Consider the following 15,275-nt stretch of genomic DNA (forward strand, 5'->3'; position numbering starts at 1 on the left):
CCGCGCCATCGGTGCAGATGGGTGCTTGCGCCGCTACCGTCGGCGCGAGAAGGCAAGACGCCGGTTGACATTCACAGGCGCCGCAATCGGCCGAAGCGACCTCGTTCGCCCATCCCTCCCAGCGGGGCAGAGAACTCCCGGGACACGGAGGCGCCTCCGCCGGATCACGGCCCGTCCAAAGCCACATCGGACGTGCATTCGACGTGGGAGGCGCCATGTCGAAATCATCTCCACACGCGACGAGCGCGAGCGTTACTACCAACGAGCAGACGGACGTTCGCGCCATGACCCCTTGCGTCGTGTCAGAACGATGTGTCCCCGCCATAGAGATAGATGCCGTCAGCGCCCAGCTTCGCGCCCTTCGATGTCGGGGCCTCCGCAGGTTGACGCCTCGACGCTGCGTCGCGCACCCTCGCGGGTTGCCGCGGTGCACCGACCAGCGCCACGCAGGGTGGCTGCCGGTCGGCCGCGGAGGGGCCGCGTGGACGCAGATCGCCAGGCGGCGGGACCGGCAACCCTGCGATGCGCGGAAGGCGCGCCTGGAGCTTGACGGGACGCTCGGACCAGCGGAGCGCCATGAAGGTACCGAGCACGCTGACCAGCGAGAGCGCCAGAGCCAGGAAGCGGGCGAGGCCACGGGGGCTCGTCCGCTCGGTTCCACGCACAGGGCTCGGCTGGACTCGCGGCGAGGACGGCAGCGGCTCGAGCTCCGGCACGTCGAACCCTGGATCCGACAGCGGCCCGGCGACGCCATCCTGGGGCGTCGTGGCGCCCGTCGCCGGCGCAGGCTCACGAGGTTGTACTGCCGGAGACGCCGGAACGATGGGCGATGAGGGCCGCTCCACGCCTCCGTCTTCCTCCTCCGACGCGTCGAGCCCATCGCTGCCCTCGTTCGCCGGACGTACGAACGGCTCCCAGGCGTCATCCTCACTCTCCGCCACTTCCGCGCGCGGCCTGCGACGGCGCGCGACGAACGGCACGGCGACGTCTGTCTCCCTTTCGCGGTTTGGATGCGAGCGCGAGAAGAAGTCGCTGAACTCGCGCTCTCGAACCGCGAGCTCCAGGAGCATCGCTCTGACGCTGGAGTACCGTTCCTGTGGATCCTTCGCGAGAGCCTTCCTTATCACATGGACGAGCGCCTGGGGCACCCAGACGGGAATGCGTGGCTCCCAGAGCTTGCCTGAGGGCCCCTCGGCCTCGCCTGGTCCTGAATCAGAGTACAGCGCGCGATTGCACAGGAGCTCATACAAGATCGTGCCGATCCCGTACACGTCGGTGCGAAGGCCGATATCACCCTCGAAGACCATCTCAGGCGCCGCATAGCGCGGCTCCCGGACGGCCTCCTCTCCGCTGATCTGAAAGAGCCGAGGGAATCCGAAGTGGGTGATGACATAGTGCTTGTCGGCGGTGATCAGCACGCGCTCGGGGCTCAGGGCGCCGTGTACGAAGCCGAGGTCATTCGCCCTCTGAACGAGGATGCCGATCTCACCTACCTCGTCGATCGCGGTCATGCCGAGGTCCGCGCCGCGCGTCGCGTCCTTGAGTCGAATCGCGTCCTTGTGAAAGGTGGACACAGCCCACGCTGCATCCTGCCTGACGCCGCCGTAATGCACCCGCGCGATCTCCGGGACCTTGTCCGACAGCCGCCGCAAGCGCTCGATCTCGGACGCAAACAGCTTTCGGTCCATGCGCGCGCTCTCTCGGACGTGAAGCCAAACCAGGCCCTTGGGATCTCCGATCGGCCGCGCGAGGAACGTTCGCACCATGCCCCGTTCAAGCTCGCTTATCAGCTCGTGCCCCTCCCAGATCTCCCCGACCGCTACCATGCGAGCCTCACTTCCGCGTAGCTGCCTCGTGCCCGAAGCTCAACCTCGGTCCTGCGAGGCAGCGCGACAACCACGATCGTCGCGGCGCCGAGCGCGGCCCCGGCGATGACGGCCGCTGTGCCGATGGCGTGGAGCGTGTTGGCCCGCTCGTGTGCGCTCTTCGCCTCTTCGTAAAGCGATCCATACACGGGATCCCATCGGGGTATGTTTCCGTCCAGCGCGCTCTCCTTTATCGAATCCGACTCATCGTCCGCAGAATCCGCGGCCACGTGGAACCCGACTCCGACGGCGAGCCCCATCACCGCGGCGGAGGCGCCGGTCCATACGAGCCACGGCTTCGGGCCGTCGCTAGACTCCCTGAGCTTCGGGGAGATCCGCGCAGGAACGGCGTGCGCCTTGGCCACCGCCGCCGCTGGTCGAGCGTCGAACGTGAGAGGCACACGGAGAGAATCCCCCGCTGCGACCTTCACGAGCGCGCGCGCGATCTCTCCCTGTGGACCCGTGGCAGTGATCTCATGCTGGCCAGGAAGGACATAAACGCTCCTGGTTGCTTCTACCTCCTTGCCGTCCACCAGGCTTCGTGTCGACCGCGGCGGCGGCAGGACACGAATTTCGCCCACATGACCCCGCGCGGCCGCAAAGTCGGCGTGCCTCACCTCGTAGAAGCGGCGCTCCGCGTCGTTCTTCGGAGCGGGCATCTGCTCAACACAAAGGGATAGCTCGTTCGCGGCAGCATCCCAGCGACCGATACGGAGATCCAATTGGCCAAGCTGGCAGAGAGCCGCTGTCGTTGGCTCGAGATGGTTGATCCGAGCCCAGTATTCGCGAGCGCCGGCCACGTCCGCCCGCTTCATGGCCGCGTCGGCCAGCCGGAAGAGCTCCTGCAGCTCTGGTGACCGGGGCGGAGGGTCCGCCGCGTGGACCTGGGAGGCGAGAACGAGGCTCAGGAAGGCTGCTGCTGTCGATGCGAAGACGACTCGTGCAGAACCACTCACGGTTCACCTCGGCCCCAACGAGGGGGACCCTACGCCGTGCCGACCCAATTCAGCACGGCATTGCTTTGTACCCGATCCGGGCAGTCAGGAATAGCCGGTCAGGAAGCAAGGGCTTCGGTGACCTGGCATTGCGTCTTCGCGCCGTGCTTTCTCACGAAAAGTGAAACTTCGGCACCAAGAGGGAGCGAGCGCTCGGAGTCGAGGGGGCGGTTCCACCGCGCTCCGACGCTCGGACCGCCGAGGGGAGGGTACCCGCACCCTCCCGGGAGAGTTGAAGCTCAGACCGGAGGCTGTCGAGAGCCTCCCCGGAGAGTTGAAGCTCAAACCGGAGGCTGTCGAGAGCCTCCCCGGAGAGCTGAAGCTCAAACCGGAGGCTGTCGAGAGCCTCCCCGGAGAGCTGAAGCTCAAACCGGAGGCTGTCGAGAGCCTCCCCGGAGAGTTGAAGCTCAAACCGGAGGCTGTCGAGAGCCTCCCCGGAGAGTTGAAACTCAGACCGGAGGCTTCAGACAGCCGTCACATTGAACAATTCTTGTGTCAATGTAGCGCTCGCAGCTGGCGCGCTCAGGAGGGTGGCGGCCCATCCATCAGCGGCAGCACATCGCAGCGTCCATCCCCCGCGACCTGACGGAGGCGCTTCGCCCCCGCGATCGCCTCCTCCTTACGGGGCCACCTGGATCAGCGCGTGGCCGACACGCGACGCGAGAAGGCGGCCGAGCGGCGATCGTTCGGGAGAGACGCGCAGGCCGGCGGTGCCCCCTGGGGGCAACCGCCGGGCTTCACGTGAGCTCGTCGCGACCGCTGGATGAAACGAGGCGCACCAGCGAAGCGCGCCGCCGGATTGCGATGCCGAGCCCCGCGTCATCGTATAGGAAAGGGAGCCCATGGCGACGTGTCCCCACCTCCGCCGCGCAGCCGCGCTGCCGGTGCTCCTTGGCCTCAGCCTGCTCCCCGCGGCCGCCGCGGCGCAGCCGGCGGCGTCCGGAGAGGCGCCCGCCGAAGGCCCGCTGTTCGCGCCCAGACCCGCCGTGCGGCGCGGCGGGCTCGCCGCGGGCATCGCCGGAGGCCTGGCGCTCGGGAGCGCCGCCGGCTTCCCGAACGACGTCCAGAAGATCGGATTCGAGCGCCATTACACCGAGACCGGCGTCGGGATCGGCGGCGGAGGCTACGTCTGGATCGGCGGCGCGCTCGCGGACTGGCTCACGTTCGGCGCGGCCTTCGGCGGACACGGCCTGAGCGCGGCGGACCACACCTCCCTCGCCGGCGGGTTCATGCTCCACACCGAGGTCTTCCCGCTCTTCTCGCTCGCGGATCGGTGGAGGGACGTCGGCGTCACCTTCGACGCCGGCACGGGCGTCGCGTACACGACCGCCGACACAGGCGGCGCCGAGGTCATCGACGGCGCCCTGCCGGCCCGCATCGGCGGCGGCGTGTTCTACGAGGGGATCCGGCTCTGGAAGGTGGCGATGGGCCCGTGGCTCTACGCCGACTACACGTGGAGCACGTCCGTCCGCCAGCCAGGGTTCTACCTGGGGTGGCGCACCGCCCTCTACACAGGGCCCTGACCGGACGGCGGCCTGGTCCTCGACGCCGCGGCGCCGAGCTCGAGCGGGCTCCGCCGCGCCTGCGCGTCCCCCTCCGGGAGCGCCAGCGTGCGCCGGACGCCGCGCCGGATGAGCTGCATCGCCACGTACGACGCCATGCCCACCAGGATCCTCCGGCCGATCTCGCGGGACACGCTCGGCTTGCCGCGCGGCGCCACCCACTCCGGGTGCCGCCAGAAGCGCACGAGCGCGCGGAGGCGCTCGCCGCCCGGCCGCTCGCTGCGCGCGCGGGCCTGCTTGATCAGCGCGATCGCCGCCACGCCGCCCGCGATCGCGAGCACGAGCCCGCCGGCGAGCACCTCGGGGCCGTGCCGGCGCACCTTCGACCGCACGTCGACGAGCGCGTGGCGCCGCCGATCGAGCGCCTCGATCGTGTGCATCAGCCGGTCGCGCAGCTCGTCCGCCCTGCGCTCGAAGTCCGCGCGTTGACCGTTCAGCCCCTTCATACGAGCTCCCGGACCAGCCGGACGTCCGCCCCGAGGCGGCCCCGGGTCCTCTCGAGCGGCCTCCTCGGCGCGCGCTTGTAGCCGACCATGCCCACCACGATCGCCAGCGTGATGAACGCGAGCCCGATCAGCAGCGCCGGCAGCGGCTCCGGCGCGATCGCGAGCGCGATCGCGACGAGCACCAGCGCGACCCCGAGCAGCGCCGCGGCCGCCGCGGCGCCGAGAGCGACGCACGACGCCTTCGCCCGCGCGATCTCCTCGTTCATCTCGTCGCGCGCCAGCGCGACCTCGACCTGCATCAGCTCCCTGGCCTCGGCGATCGCCTCCTTCACGAGATCTGCCGTCGAGCTCTCCGGCCTGGGATCCACCTGCCTCATGGGACACCTCTTCGCCTCGCGGCGTGAACGCGCTCGGGGGCGGCGCAGGCAGCGGCGCGCGGGTCACCACCGAGGCCCCGCCACCGACTGCGCCACGCCACCCTCGCCGTGCGTCGCTGTGCATACGGCGCGCCAGCCCCATCCTCGCGGAGGCACGGGCGCTGCGCGGCCCTCGCCGAGGCGCGCGCCTCGGGCGGCGGGCGATCAGGGCAGGACGCCGGAGACCACGCGCTCGTGCCCGCCGTAGTCGAGGTGCCTCGAGACGCCGCCGAACCCCGCCGCGGCGAAGAGCTCTGCCACCGCGCCCGCCTTGCCGGCCTCGACCTCCATGGCCAGCACCCCGCCGGCGGCGAGCAAGGCCGGCGCGCCCGCGACGATCCGGCGCGTGAAGACGAGGCCGTCCGGGCCCCCCGCGAGCGCGAGGTGGGGCTCGTAGCCGCGGATGTCGATCTGCAGCGCGGCGACGTCCTCGTCCGGAATGTACGGTGGGTTCGCGGTGATCAGGTCGAAGCGATGGCCGGACGGCACGCCGGCGAAGAGATCCGAGCGCAGGAACCCCGCGTTGACCGCGCCGAGGCGGAGCGCGTTCTCGCGGGCGACGGCGAGCGCGCCGTCCGAGATGTCGACGCCGAGGACGCGGCTCGTCGGCCGCTCGCACGCGAGGCTGATGGCGACGCAGCCGGACCCGGTGCACAGGTCGAGCACGCGCGCGGAGAGGGCGAGGTGCCTCGTCCGGGCGAGGCCGACCTCGACGAGGATCTCGGTGTCGGGGCGGGGGATGAGCACGCGCGGATCGACGCGGAACGGGCGGCCGTAGAACTCCCGCACACCGAGGAGATAGGCGACCGGCTCGCCGGCGCGGCGGCGCTGGTGCAGCTCGCGGTAGGCGGCGAGCTCGGCCCGGTCGAGCGGCCGCTCGGCGTCGATGAGCAGCCCGACGCGATCGATGCCCAGCACCTTGCCGAGCAGGAGCTCGGCGTCGAGGCGCGCCGAGGACGCGCCGCGCTTCTTCAGGTCGCCCGTGGCCCAGGTGATCACGCGCCGGATCGTCCAGGCCTCGCTCTGCTGCTCGCCTTCGGACATGGTCACGGGAGCGGGGCGGCGCCGACGGCGTCGCGGACGGCGGCGGTGACGGCGGCCTCGACCTCGGCGCGGGCCGCGTCGCGGTCCGCGACGGACCGCCCCTCGAACCGCAGCACCAGGATCGGGCCGGTGTTGGAGGCGCGGCAGAGGCCCCAGGCCCCGCCGCCGAAGTCGATGCGCGCGCCGTCGATGTCCACGACCGGACGGGCGCGGCGGAAGTGCTCGGTCACGCGGCGGACGACCTCGAACTTCACGGCGTCGGGGCAGTCGACGCGGATCTCGGGGGTGGCGAAGGTCTCCGGCACGTCGGCGAGCAGCTCGCCGAGGGGCCGCCGCGCCCGGGCGACGATCTCGAGCAGGCGGACCGTCGCGTAGATCGCGTCGTCGAACCCGAACCACCGATCGGCGAAGAACATGTGCCCGCTCATCTCGCCGGCGAGCAGGGCGCCCTCCTCTCTCATCTTGGTCTTGATGAGCGAGTGGCCCGTCTTCCAGAGGATGGGGCGCCCGCCGCGCGCGGCGATGTCGGCGTAGAGCGTCTCGGAGCACTTCACCTCCCCGAGCACGGCCGAGCCGGGGCGCTCCGCGAGGAGCGCGCGCGCGAACAGGAGCAGCAGCTTGTCCCCCCAGAGCACCTCGCCGCGCTCGTCGACGACGCCGATCCGATCGCCGTCGCCGTCCCACGCGACGCCGAGCGCGGCGCCGGTCGCGAGCACGCGGGCGCGGAGCGCGTCGAGGTTCTCGGGCACGGTCGGGTCCGGGTGGTGGTTCGGGAAGAGGCCGTCGATGTCGCAGAAGAGCGCGTCCGGCGCGAAGCCGAGCGCCTCGAGCGTCCGGACGCCGAGCGGGCCGGCCGCGCCGTTGCCGGCGTCGATCACGAAGCGGACGTCGGTGCCGGACAGGCGGGACGCGGCGCGCACCGCCGCGATGTAGTCCTCCGTGAGCTCGACCTCGGTGAGCGCGCCCCGCCCCGCCGCGGCGCTCGGGCCATCGGCCCCCTGCTCGATGAGGTCGGCGAGCGCCTGGATGTCCTCGCCGAAGAACGAGGCCTTGCCGCGCATGAGCTTGAACCCGTTGTCCGGCGCCGGGTTGTGGCTCGCCGTGATCATGATCGCGCCGTCGGCGTGGAGGTGGTGCGCCGCGAAGTAGAGCAGCGGCGTCGGCCCGACCCCCGCCGAGATCACGTCGGCGCCGCCCGCGAGCAGGCCGTCCGTGAGGGCGGAGAACAGCCGGTCGCTCGAGAGGCGGCCGTCCCGGCAGACCGCCACCTCCGGCCGAGCCCGGCGAGGAGGCGCCCCCGCGGCGAGCTCGCGGCCGAGGAGCAGGGCGAACGCGGCGCCGAGCTCGCGCGCGAGCTCGCTCGTGAGGTCGCGCTCGGCGGCGCCGCGGATGTCGTACTCGCGGAAGATGTGTCTGGGGACCTTCATGGACCAGGCAGAGGAGCGCGCGGCGCCCGCGCCCAGGACGCTCTGACACGGCGCAATCGTGGGCGAAACGAAAAACGCCGCCCGCGCAGCGTGGGCTCGCCGGCCCGTCGTCGCGCTCGCCGCCGCCTCGCCGCGCCGTCACCGCGCTCGCCGCCGCCTCGCCGCGCCGTCACCGCCCGTCACCGCGCTCGCGCCCCTCGCCGCGCCGACATCGCGATCGCGCCGCCGCGCCGCCTCGCCGGCTCACGGATTGCCTTCCTGGCCGCCGGGCGGGTAACTTGGGCGCGTGGAGCCCAGGACCACATGATGACGCGCGCACAGAGGACCGGTCTCGCTGCCGTGGTGGCCCTCCTCGCCTGCAGCGACGCCGCCCGCGCGGCGGAGCCGTCGCCCACCGCCCTACCGATCACCGTCGTCGTCCTCCGGACGGACGACGCCTACGACCAGGCCGGCGCGCTGACCCAGGCGCTCCGCTCCGCCATCAAGGAGGCCCCGGGGTGGTCGGTCCGCGAGGAGGATTTCTCGCTCGAGGTCCTGACGCTCTCCCTCCAGTGCGACGATCGTCCCGACGCGGGCTGCCAGGCGCGCATCGCCGACCAGATCAAGAGCGACCGCTACATCTGGGGCATGCTCCGCAAGAGCGACACCGAGGTCGAGGGCGAGCTGCACCTCTGGACCCGCGGCAAGCCCGAATCGAGCGTGCCGGTGAAGTACAGCGCGAACCTCACCGAGGCCAACGACGAGCCGCTCCGCAAGATCGCCGCGGAGGCGATCGCGAAGCTGACCGGCGGGCCGCCGAGCGGGGCCCTCCGCGTGAGGACGGGCGCCGCGCAGGCGAGCGTCTTCATCGACGGAAAGCCCGCCGGCAACGTGCACAACGGCGAGGCGACCTTCACGGTCGCCGCCGGGCCGCACGACGTGCGCGTGAAGTCGGCCGGCTTCCTCGACTCCCAGGCGTCGGTCGTCGTCCTGCCCGTCGCCACGACGGACGTCGCGCTCAGCCAGATGCCAGCCGAATCGACGCGGACCAACTGGAAGCGCATGGGCGGGTTCATCGGCCTCGGCGCGGGGGCGGTGTTCGGCTCCGTCGCCGTCATCAGCTCCGTCCAGGTGGCGAGCATCCAGAGCGACGCGCGGTACGTGGCCTATCGAGGGCTGTTCACGGAGAACGTCGAGGACGTCTGCGCGCTCGAGAACCGCAGGGCCATCCAGGACGACTTCAACGCCGACGCGAAGACGGCCCGCAAGGGCATCGATCTCTGCGAGAGGGCCGACACGTTCATGGCGCTCCAGTACGTCTTCTACCCGCTGGCGGTGGCGTCCGCGGGTGTCGGCGCGTACCTGCTCGTGACGAGCGACGGCCAGACCTCGGAGCGCGCGGGCTGGAGCGTGCAGCCCAGCGTCGGCCTCGGCGGCGGCGGCGTCGACGTGACGTACCGCTGGTGAGCTCTGCCTCGCTGCCCGCGATGACGGGGGGACGACCGTGCGGGTGATCGCCGGCCGGCTCGGCGGGCGGAGGCTCGCCGCGCCGCGCGGCGAGGGCACGCGGCCGACGGCCGACCGCGTGCGCGAGGCGCTCTTCTCCTCGCTCGGCGACGTCACCGGCGCGCTCGTCTGCGACCTGTACGCCGGCACCGGCGCGCTCGGCATCGAGGCGCTCTCGCGCGGCGCGCGGCGCGCGGTCTTCGTCGAGAGCGGCCGCCCCGCGCTCGCCGTGCTCCGCGAGAACCTCGCCGCGCTCGGCCTCGACGAGGCGGCGCGGGTCGTCCCGCTCCCCGTCGAGCGCGCGCTCGAGCTGCTCCGCGACGAGGGCCCCTTCGACCTCGCCCTGCTCGATCCGCCTTACGCCGTCCTGGCCAGGGCCGCCGCCGCGGCCGCGCGCCTCGCCGGCCCGCTCGGCTTGCTCGCCCCGGAAGGGCGCCTCGTCCTCGAGCACGCGCGCCGCGATCCCTCCCCGGAGATCGCCGGGCTCACCTGCGCCGCGAGCCGCGCCTACGGTGACACCGCGGTGTCGTTCTACACGCGCTGAGCCGCCTGCGCGCGCCAGCCACGCGCGCTGAGCCGCCGCGCCAGCCACGCGCGCTGAGCCGCCTGCGCGCGCCAGCCACGCGCGAGCAGCCCACTGCGCGGCGCTGTCGTGTTCATCCGCATCCAGTTTCCTGGCGCGCTTCCCTGCCCGCCCTTGTAGACTCGCCCCCGCCGGACGCGCCCGCGTCTCGGCTCCGGCGCACGATGGTCCCGCCGAAGCGGCCGGACCTCGCGCGTCTCTCCGGGAGGACTTCTCAACGTGTCCGCATCGATGCCTCCGTCGTCCCAGCAGATCCCGGGAAAATCCGGCGGCCCTGGGCCTTACATCGCAGGAATGGTCGTCCTTGCTGCGCTCATGGCGGGCCTGCTCTACTGGAAGCTTCGCCCGGAGCCGGCCGCGCCGCCTGCCGCGCCGACCGCCGCTGTCCCCGCCGAGACGAAGCCCGCGGAGCCTCCGCCGCTGTTCGCGCCCCCGCCGCCGCCGCCCGTCGAGGAGGTCGAGGACGCCGGCGCGGACGCCGGCAAGGTCGCGTCGGGGCAGGGCCCGGCCACCACCGGAAAGTCGCCTTGCTCCGGCAAGTGCGGCGACGGCGCGACCTCGCCCGCGCTCGACTCCGCCGTCCTGGGGCTCGCTCGCTCGGCGCAGGGTTGTTATAACCGCGCGCTGCGCACCTCGGAGGTCTCCGGCAAGCTGACGGTGAGCGTGCAGGTCGCCTCCAACGGCGCGGTGTGCAGCGCCTCGATCCTCAACGACACGGTGGGCTCGGGCGAGATTGCGTCTTGCGTCCTGGGACGTTTCCGCGGCAAATCACTGCCTCCGCCGCAGAGCGGATGCGTCGTGGTGAACGTTCCGATCAACTTCACCATCAAGCAATAGGAAGCAGCCGATGCGAACGCTCCCCTCCCGGATGGCCAGCTTGCTCCTCCTCGCGCTCGCGCCCGCGCCGCTCGTCCTGCAGAGCGCCGCGTGCCACGTCGATGAAGGAACCACGGCGCTCTGTGACAACAACCTCAACGCCGACCAGGGAATCGAGAACGATCCGGCCGGTTGTTATCAGCTCCCGTCCTGCGTGGTGAATGGCCAGCTGGCGGCCCCCGAGGAGTGCTGCAAGAACGCGGAGGGCCTCGTCAACCTGGAGTGCGTCAAGGGGTATGCGTCGCGCACCTCCTCGGCCAGCACGGGCGGCGACGGCGGCTCGGCCAGCACGGGCGGCGACGGCGGCTCGGACGGCGACGGGGGAAGCGGCGGCTCGGGTGGCGCGGGCGGCTCGGGTGGCGCGGGCGGCTCGGGTGGCGCGGGCGGCGCCGGGGGGAGCGGCGGCTAGGCCGCGCGCGTCGATCGCGCCGTGGCGAGGAGCGCCGCTTCGAGCCGGGGGATCCTGCTCTCGGTCGCCTACGACGGGCGCCCGTTCGCGGGCTTCGCCCGCCAGCGCGACCAGCGCACGGTCTCGGGAGAGCTGCTCGGCGCGCTGCGCGTCATCGACCCCGGCATCCGCGAGATCCGCGGCGCGAGCCGCACCGACGCGGGCGTCCACGCGCGCGACCAGCGGGTCGCCTTCGACACGACGGCGCCGCTGCCGCCGCGCGGCTGGGTCCTCGCGACCGCGCGCCACCTCCCGGACGAGATCGTGATCCGGCGCGCGGCCGTGGTGCGCCTCGGGTACTCGCCGCGCTTCGAGAGCCTCCGCAAGCGCTACCGCTACCTGGTCCTCCGGGATCTGGTCCGCGACCCGTTCCTCAGCCGTCGCGCCTGGCGGGTCGAGGGCATCACGGACGAGGCGATCGAGCGGGCGCGCGCCGAGGCGCTCGCCGCGAAGGGCACCCACGACTTCGCCGCGTTCCGGACGAGCGCGGACGAGCGGACGACCACGGTGCGGACGCTGTACGGCGTCGAGCTGTCGCTCGATCCCGCGGACCCGCGCGTCGTGCGGATCGACGTCGAGGGGAACGCGTTCCTGCACAACATGGTGCGCATCCTGGTCGGCACCTTGATGGACGTGGCGCGCGGCCACCTCGCGCCCGGCGCGATCGCGCGCGCGCTCTCGTCGCTGGACCGGCGCGACGCAGGGATCACGGCGCCGCCGGACGGGCTCTACCTCGAGCGCATCCACCTGCGCGACGACGGGCAGGAGGCCTGGCCGGCGGGGCCCTCCGACGGAGGCTCGGCGGACGACGCCGCGCCGGTGGACCTCGACGCGCCGGCGGAGCGCGCCCCCGAGGAGTGACGCCGCGCCGGTGGACCTCGCCGCGCGTCACACAGAATCCACCGCGGACACATGGACGGCCCGCGCTCGCCTTGGTACCACAGCGACGTGCACGTCGGACTGGACCGCCTCTCGGATCTTCCGCAGCTCCAGCGCCTCCGTTCGACTCGCCTGGGGGTCCTTGCGCACCCGGCGAGCGTCGATCGCGAGCTGACCCACATCGCCTTCGTCCTCGAGCGCCTCGGCGTGCGCCCGCGCCTCTTCTTCGGCCCGGAGCACGGCTATGGCGGCGAGGCGCAGGACATGGCGACGGTGATGAGCAGCGTCGACGCGCGCTCCGGCGCGGGCATCGTCAGCCTGTACGGCGAGAGCTTCGAGGACCTCTCGCCTTCCGCGGCGGATCTCGCGCAGATCGACGTGCTCCTCATCGATCTCGCCGACGTCGGCGCGCGGTACTACACGTTCGTCTGGACGGCGCTCCTCGCGCTGCGGGCGGCCCACGCGGCGGGCGTGCACGTCGTGCTGCTCGACCGGCCGAACCCCCTCGGGGGCGCGGCGGAGAGCGTCGAGGGCGCGACGCAGGCGCCGGGGTTCCTGTCGTTCGTGGGCCTGGAGCCGGTGCCCGTCCGCCACTCGCTCACGATGGGCGAGCTGGTCGCGCTCTTCGCGCGGCGCGAGGGCATCCCGCTCGGCGACGTCGCCTGCGGGCTGCAGGTCGTGGCGGTCGAGGGTCATCGCCGGGAGGCGCTCGCGTCCGGGTGGGATCGCCCGTTCGTCTTGCCGTCGCCCAACATGCCGACGGCGGACACCGCGCTCGTCTACCCGGGCGGCTGCCTGCTGGAGGGGACGAACCTGTCGGAGGGCCGCGGCACGACGCGCCCGTTCGAGATCGTGGGCGCCCCCTGGCTCGACGGCCACGATCTCGCCGCGCGCCTCGCGTCCACGGCCCTGCCGGGCTTCGTCGCGCGGCCGCTCACCTTCCGGCCCACCTTCCAGAAGCACGCGGGCAAGATCTGCGGCGGCGTCCAGATCCACGTCACCGATCCGCGCGCCTTCCGCCCTGTCGCGACGTACGTCGCGCTCATCGCGTTCGCCTGCAGGCAGCAGCCCGAGCAGTTCCGCTTCCGCACCGAGCGCTACGAGTACGTCGACACGATCCCGGCCTTCGATCTGCTCACCGGCTCCGCCGCCGCGCGCCTCGCCATCGCGGCCGGCGAGGATCCGCTGGCGATCGCCATGGAGGTGTCGCGCGCGGATCCGGCCTGGCCCGAGGTGATGCGGGAGGCGCAGGCGGCCGTCTCCGCCTGCTGAGCGCCGCCCGCGCGGCTCAGCGATCGTAGCGGTCGTACGGCTCCTGCCGGGAGGCGGCGCCTGTCGAGTACCTCGTGAGGAGGGCGACGAGCACGAGCGCGAGCCCGGCGACCACGAAGAAGGTCCGCGCCGGGAGGTCGGCGGAGAACCCGAACAGCCAGGGCGACGCGAGGAGCGCGGCGGCGAGGGACGTCTCCAGCGCGCCGTGCACCGAAAACGGGATCATCCTGGCGGCGCCGAGCGGCTGATCGGACAGCAGCGTCACGACGAGCTGCGCCACGGCGGCGACGTAGCAGACCGCCGTGGGCACCGGGTCGAGGCGGAGCGCGAGCGGCGCGAGCGCGAGCAGGACGACGACCGCGTAATCGACGTATCCATGGTGGCGGGGAGATAGAAGCTTCATCGGTGCCTCCTTGGAGGAGCTCCCCTCACCCGGTGCATCGCATGTGCCGGTGAGCGGCTGTCGGCGCGCGCGCCCCGGCCGCTCCGGAACGCAGCGCCGGCCAGGATCAGCGGGGTTGTCGCGCGCCCGGGACGGGCAGGAGGGGTGCTCGTCGTGCTCACACGAAGGGAGCGGAGGGCGCGAGTGAGCCCGATCCGGCACGGAGCGGGGCAGGGTGGCTCACCGGAGCCCTGGCCCCTTCACGCTTGCTCTCGCCGATCGCGCAGCCTCGAGAAGGCCTCTCCGGGATCCGGCGCGCGTCGCCGTCACCTCGCGCACGTTCGAGACACACCGCGTCTCCGAGGCCCAGGTCTCCAGGATCTCCTGGCCGCGGGCGGAGCTCCGCTCGCCGCCGGGCCCGACGCTCCGGAGCGCGTCGCCGAGCCCCCCGCGGATCCGGCGCTCAGCCCGTCGACAGGAGCTCGTCGAGCACGGCCCCGTACTCGTCGAGCAGCGGGTGCGGGGGCAGGCCGCGGCACATCGCGCGCAGCTCCTCGAACCTCGCGAGCTGCATGTCCCTGCCGCGCTTGAACATCGACCACGGATCGCCGTGCTCGCGCGCGCAGACGATGATCGACTGGAAGTTGTCTATCTTGTCGGCCAGCGTGATCGCCTGCGCTTCCCAGGGCTTCTTCGGGAACGCCTCGAGATAGAGCCGCTTGCGGTCTTCCCAGGGCAGCGCCCTGTCCTGCTCGGTCACGTGGCGGACGAGCGTGGCGACGCGCTCGCCGAAGCGCTGGCTCAGCTCGTCGAACGTGACGCCCTGGTCCTCCATGGCGTCGTGCAGCGCGCCGGCCGCGACGACCTCGTCGTCGAAGCCGTGGCGCGCGAGCAGGACCGCCACGCCGGCGAGGTGGCTGATGTAGGGGACGTCGGCGTTCGGATACTTGCGCTTCTGGGATCGATGCCAGACCGCCGCCTGGTCGAGCGCGCGCTTGAGGAGGGTGCCCATCGCGATGTCCCGCCAACCATAGCCGCTCGGCGTCCAGAGCGCAGGCGCCGAGCGCCCCCTGTGCCGTCCAGCAGGTCCTCCGTCCGGATGGGAGCCCGCGGCCTCCGAGGCTCGCCCTCGAAGGCCGCGTCGGTTCGAGCGCCCGGCGTGCCATGCGCTCGGTGAGCGGCGTGCGCCGAGCGTGCCCGCTGCGTGCGCCGAGCGTGCCCGCTGCGTGCGCCGAGCGCGCCCGCTGCGGGCGCCGAGCGCGCCCGCTGCGTGCGCCGAGCGCGCCCGCTGCGCGGCGGGCAGGCGCCACGAGGGGCGCGCCGGGCGAGGTGTGCGGCGCGCCGCCGCACCGCCGGCGATCCCGCGCTGCCGGCCCGGGCGCCCGCCTCACGACAGGGGCTCTCCCGGCCCTCTCTGCGGCTCGACGCTCCCTCTCGTTCAGTCGTCCGGCGCGCAGCGCGGGATATCCGCTCTTCTGATGAGGTCGGCTTCGCCCGCGCGGCACGGCCCGCTCGCGGCGGCGTCGCTGCGATGAAGCGCGCGCCGCCTGCGCGCGATCGCCTCTCGTTCGTTCAGCGGATCGGGGAATGCGCCG

At 72.7% G+C, this 15,275-nt stretch carries 16 protein-coding genes; 8 read left to right on the top strand and 8 right to left on the bottom strand.

What is annotated here, in order from left to right; translation table 11 throughout:
* Nucleotides 1-302: 302 nt before the first annotated feature.
* Nucleotides 303-1,688: a protein kinase domain-containing protein gene (locus WMF44_RS43200; RefSeq protein WP_437295872.1), complete on the bottom strand. Its 1,386-nt coding sequence runs from the start codon at nucleotides 1,686-1,688 to the stop codon at nucleotides 303-305.
* A 131-nt stretch (nucleotides 1,689-1,819) separates the two neighbouring features.
* A complete protein-coding gene (locus WMF44_RS43205; protein WP_437295873.1) occupies nucleotides 1,820-2,821 on the bottom strand; it encodes a hypothetical protein in 1,002 nt (333 codons plus the stop codon).
* Nucleotides 2,822-3,092: 271 nt separating this feature from the next.
* Here WMF44_RS43205 and WMF44_RS43210 point away from each other — a divergent pair, with 271 nt between their 5' ends.
* Both WMF44_RS43210 and WMF44_RS43215 read left to right on the top strand, forming a co-directional pair.
* Nucleotides 3,093-3,446: a hypothetical protein gene (locus WMF44_RS43210; protein WP_437295874.1), complete on the top strand. Its 354-nt coding sequence runs from the start codon at nucleotides 3,093-3,095 to the stop codon at nucleotides 3,444-3,446.
* Nucleotides 3,447-3,702: 256 nt separating this feature from the next.
* Nucleotides 3,703-4,383, top strand: coding sequence for a hypothetical protein (locus WMF44_RS43215; RefSeq protein ID WP_437295875.1), 681 nt, complete (start codon nucleotides 3,703-3,705; stop codon nucleotides 4,381-4,383).
* Here the strand turns inward: WMF44_RS43215 and WMF44_RS43220 are convergent.
* The 4 genes from WMF44_RS43220 to WMF44_RS43235 form a co-directional block, all read right to left on the bottom strand.
* Complete coding sequence (locus tag WMF44_RS43220; RefSeq protein WP_437295876.1) at nucleotides 4,368-4,868, bottom strand: hypothetical protein; 501 nt, start codon at nucleotides 4,866-4,868, stop codon at nucleotides 4,368-4,370. The two genes, WMF44_RS43215 and WMF44_RS43220, sit on opposite strands and share 16 nt — an antisense overlap.
* On the bottom strand, nucleotides 4,865-5,245 hold the full coding sequence (locus tag WMF44_RS43225; RefSeq protein ID WP_437295877.1) for a phage holin family protein: 381 nt from the start codon (nucleotides 5,243-5,245) through the stop codon (nucleotides 4,865-4,867). Before WMF44_RS43225 ends, WMF44_RS43220 begins: the two co-directional genes overlap by 4 nt.
* A 204-nt stretch (nucleotides 5,246-5,449) precedes the next feature.
* A complete protein-coding gene (gene prmC, locus WMF44_RS43230) occupies nucleotides 5,450-6,328 on the bottom strand; it encodes a peptide chain release factor N(5)-glutamine methyltransferase (RefSeq protein ID WP_437295878.1) in 879 nt (292 codons plus the stop codon).
* A 2-nt stretch (nucleotides 6,329-6,330) separates the two neighbouring features.
* Nucleotides 6,331-7,755 carry a phosphomannomutase/phosphoglucomutase gene (locus WMF44_RS43235; RefSeq protein WP_437295879.1) on the bottom strand — a complete coding sequence of 475 codons (1,425 nt, stop codon included), beginning with the start codon at nucleotides 7,753-7,755 and terminating at the stop codon, nucleotides 6,331-6,333.
* A gap of 303 nt (nucleotides 7,756-8,058) precedes the next feature.
* Between WMF44_RS43235 and WMF44_RS43240 the strand changes: the two genes are divergently transcribed.
* The 6 genes from WMF44_RS43240 to WMF44_RS43265 all read left to right on the top strand — a co-directional run bounded on the left by WMF44_RS43240 (nucleotide 8,059) and on the right by WMF44_RS43265 (nucleotide 13,298).
* On the top strand, nucleotides 8,059-9,201 hold the full coding sequence (locus tag WMF44_RS43240) for a PEGA domain-containing protein (protein WP_437295880.1): 1,143 nt from the start codon (nucleotides 8,059-8,061) through the stop codon (nucleotides 9,199-9,201).
* A 37-nt stretch (nucleotides 9,202-9,238) separates the two neighbouring features.
* Nucleotides 9,239-9,784: a 16S rRNA (guanine(966)-N(2))-methyltransferase RsmD gene (gene rsmD / locus WMF44_RS43245; RefSeq protein WP_437295881.1), complete on the top strand. Its 546-nt coding sequence runs from the start codon at nucleotides 9,239-9,241 to the stop codon at nucleotides 9,782-9,784.
* Between the two features lie 333 nt (nucleotides 9,785-10,117).
* Nucleotides 10,118-10,660, top strand: a complete 543-nt coding sequence (locus WMF44_RS43250; protein ID WP_437295882.1) for an AgmX/PglI C-terminal domain-containing protein — start codon at nucleotides 10,118-10,120, stop codon at nucleotides 10,658-10,660.
* Nucleotides 10,661-10,670: 10 nt separating this feature from the next.
* A complete protein-coding gene (locus tag WMF44_RS43255) occupies nucleotides 10,671-11,108 on the top strand; it encodes a hypothetical protein (protein ID WP_437295883.1) in 438 nt (145 codons plus the stop codon).
* 21 nt (nucleotides 11,109-11,129) lie between these two features.
* Entirely contained in the window at nucleotides 11,130-12,008 is an 879-nt protein-coding gene (gene truA / locus WMF44_RS43260; protein ID WP_437295884.1) for a tRNA pseudouridine(38-40) synthase TruA, read from the top strand.
* 87 nt (nucleotides 12,009-12,095) lie between these two features.
* On the top strand, nucleotides 12,096-13,298 hold the full coding sequence (locus WMF44_RS43265; protein WP_437295885.1) for an exo-beta-N-acetylmuramidase NamZ family protein: 1,203 nt from the start codon (nucleotides 12,096-12,098) through the stop codon (nucleotides 13,296-13,298).
* 16 nt (nucleotides 13,299-13,314) lie between these two features.
* Here the strand turns inward: WMF44_RS43265 and WMF44_RS43270 are convergent, their stop codons facing one another.
* Complete coding sequence (locus WMF44_RS43270) at nucleotides 13,315-13,701, bottom strand: SPW repeat domain-containing protein (protein ID WP_437295886.1); 387 nt, start codon at nucleotides 13,699-13,701, stop codon at nucleotides 13,315-13,317.
* A 442-nt stretch (nucleotides 13,702-14,143) separates the two neighbouring features.
* Nucleotides 14,144-14,692: an HD domain-containing protein gene (locus WMF44_RS43275; protein WP_437295887.1), complete on the bottom strand. Its 549-nt coding sequence runs from the start codon at nucleotides 14,690-14,692 to the stop codon at nucleotides 14,144-14,146.
* Between the last annotated feature and the right edge of the window lie 583 nt (nucleotides 14,693-15,275).

Origin of the sequence: Sorangium sp. So ce426 (assembly GCF_051475585.1) — a bacterium.
GTDB lineage: Bacteria > Myxococcota_A > Polyangia > Polyangiales > Polyangiaceae > Sorangium > Sorangium cellulosum_B.

Bases quoted from the DNA above. Each gene is read 5' to 3' on its own strand.
- WMF44_RS43235 (WP_437295879.1), bottom strand. From the start codon at position 7,755: ATGAAGGTCCCCAGACACATCTTCCGCGAGTACGACATCCGCGGCGCC.
- WMF44_RS43220 (WP_437295876.1), bottom strand. From the start codon at position 4,868: ATGAAGGGGCTGAACGGTCAACGCGCGGACTTCGAGCGCAGGGCGGAC.
- WMF44_RS43225 (WP_437295877.1), bottom strand. From the start codon at position 5,245: ATGAGGCAGGTGGATCCCAGGCCGGAGAGCTCGACGGCAGATCTCGTG.
- WMF44_RS43270 (WP_437295886.1), bottom strand. From the start codon at position 13,701: ATGAAGCTTCTATCTCCCCGCCACCATGGATACGTCGATTACGCGGTC.
- WMF44_RS43240 (WP_437295880.1), top strand. From the start codon at position 8,059: ATGATGACGCGCGCACAGAGGACCGGTCTCGCTGCCGTGGTGGCCCTC.
- WMF44_RS43215 (WP_437295875.1), top strand. From the start codon at position 3,703: ATGGCGACGTGTCCCCACCTCCGCCGCGCAGCCGCGCTGCCGGTGCTC.
- WMF44_RS43275 (WP_437295887.1), bottom strand. From the start codon at position 14,692: ATGGGCACCCTCCTCAAGCGCGCGCTCGACCAGGCGGCGGTCTGGCAT.
- WMF44_RS43200 (WP_437295872.1), bottom strand. From the start codon at position 1,688: ATGGACCGAAAGCTGTTTGCGTCCGAGATCGAGCGCTTGCGGCGGCTG.
- WMF44_RS43250 (WP_437295882.1), top strand. From the start codon at position 10,118: ATGGTCGTCCTTGCTGCGCTCATGGCGGGCCTGCTCTACTGGAAGCTT.
- prmC (WP_437295878.1), bottom strand. From the start codon at position 6,328: ATGTCCGAAGGCGAGCAGCAGAGCGAGGCCTGGACGATCCGGCGCGTG.
- WMF44_RS43255 (WP_437295883.1), top strand. From the start codon at position 10,671: ATGCGAACGCTCCCCTCCCGGATGGCCAGCTTGCTCCTCCTCGCGCTC.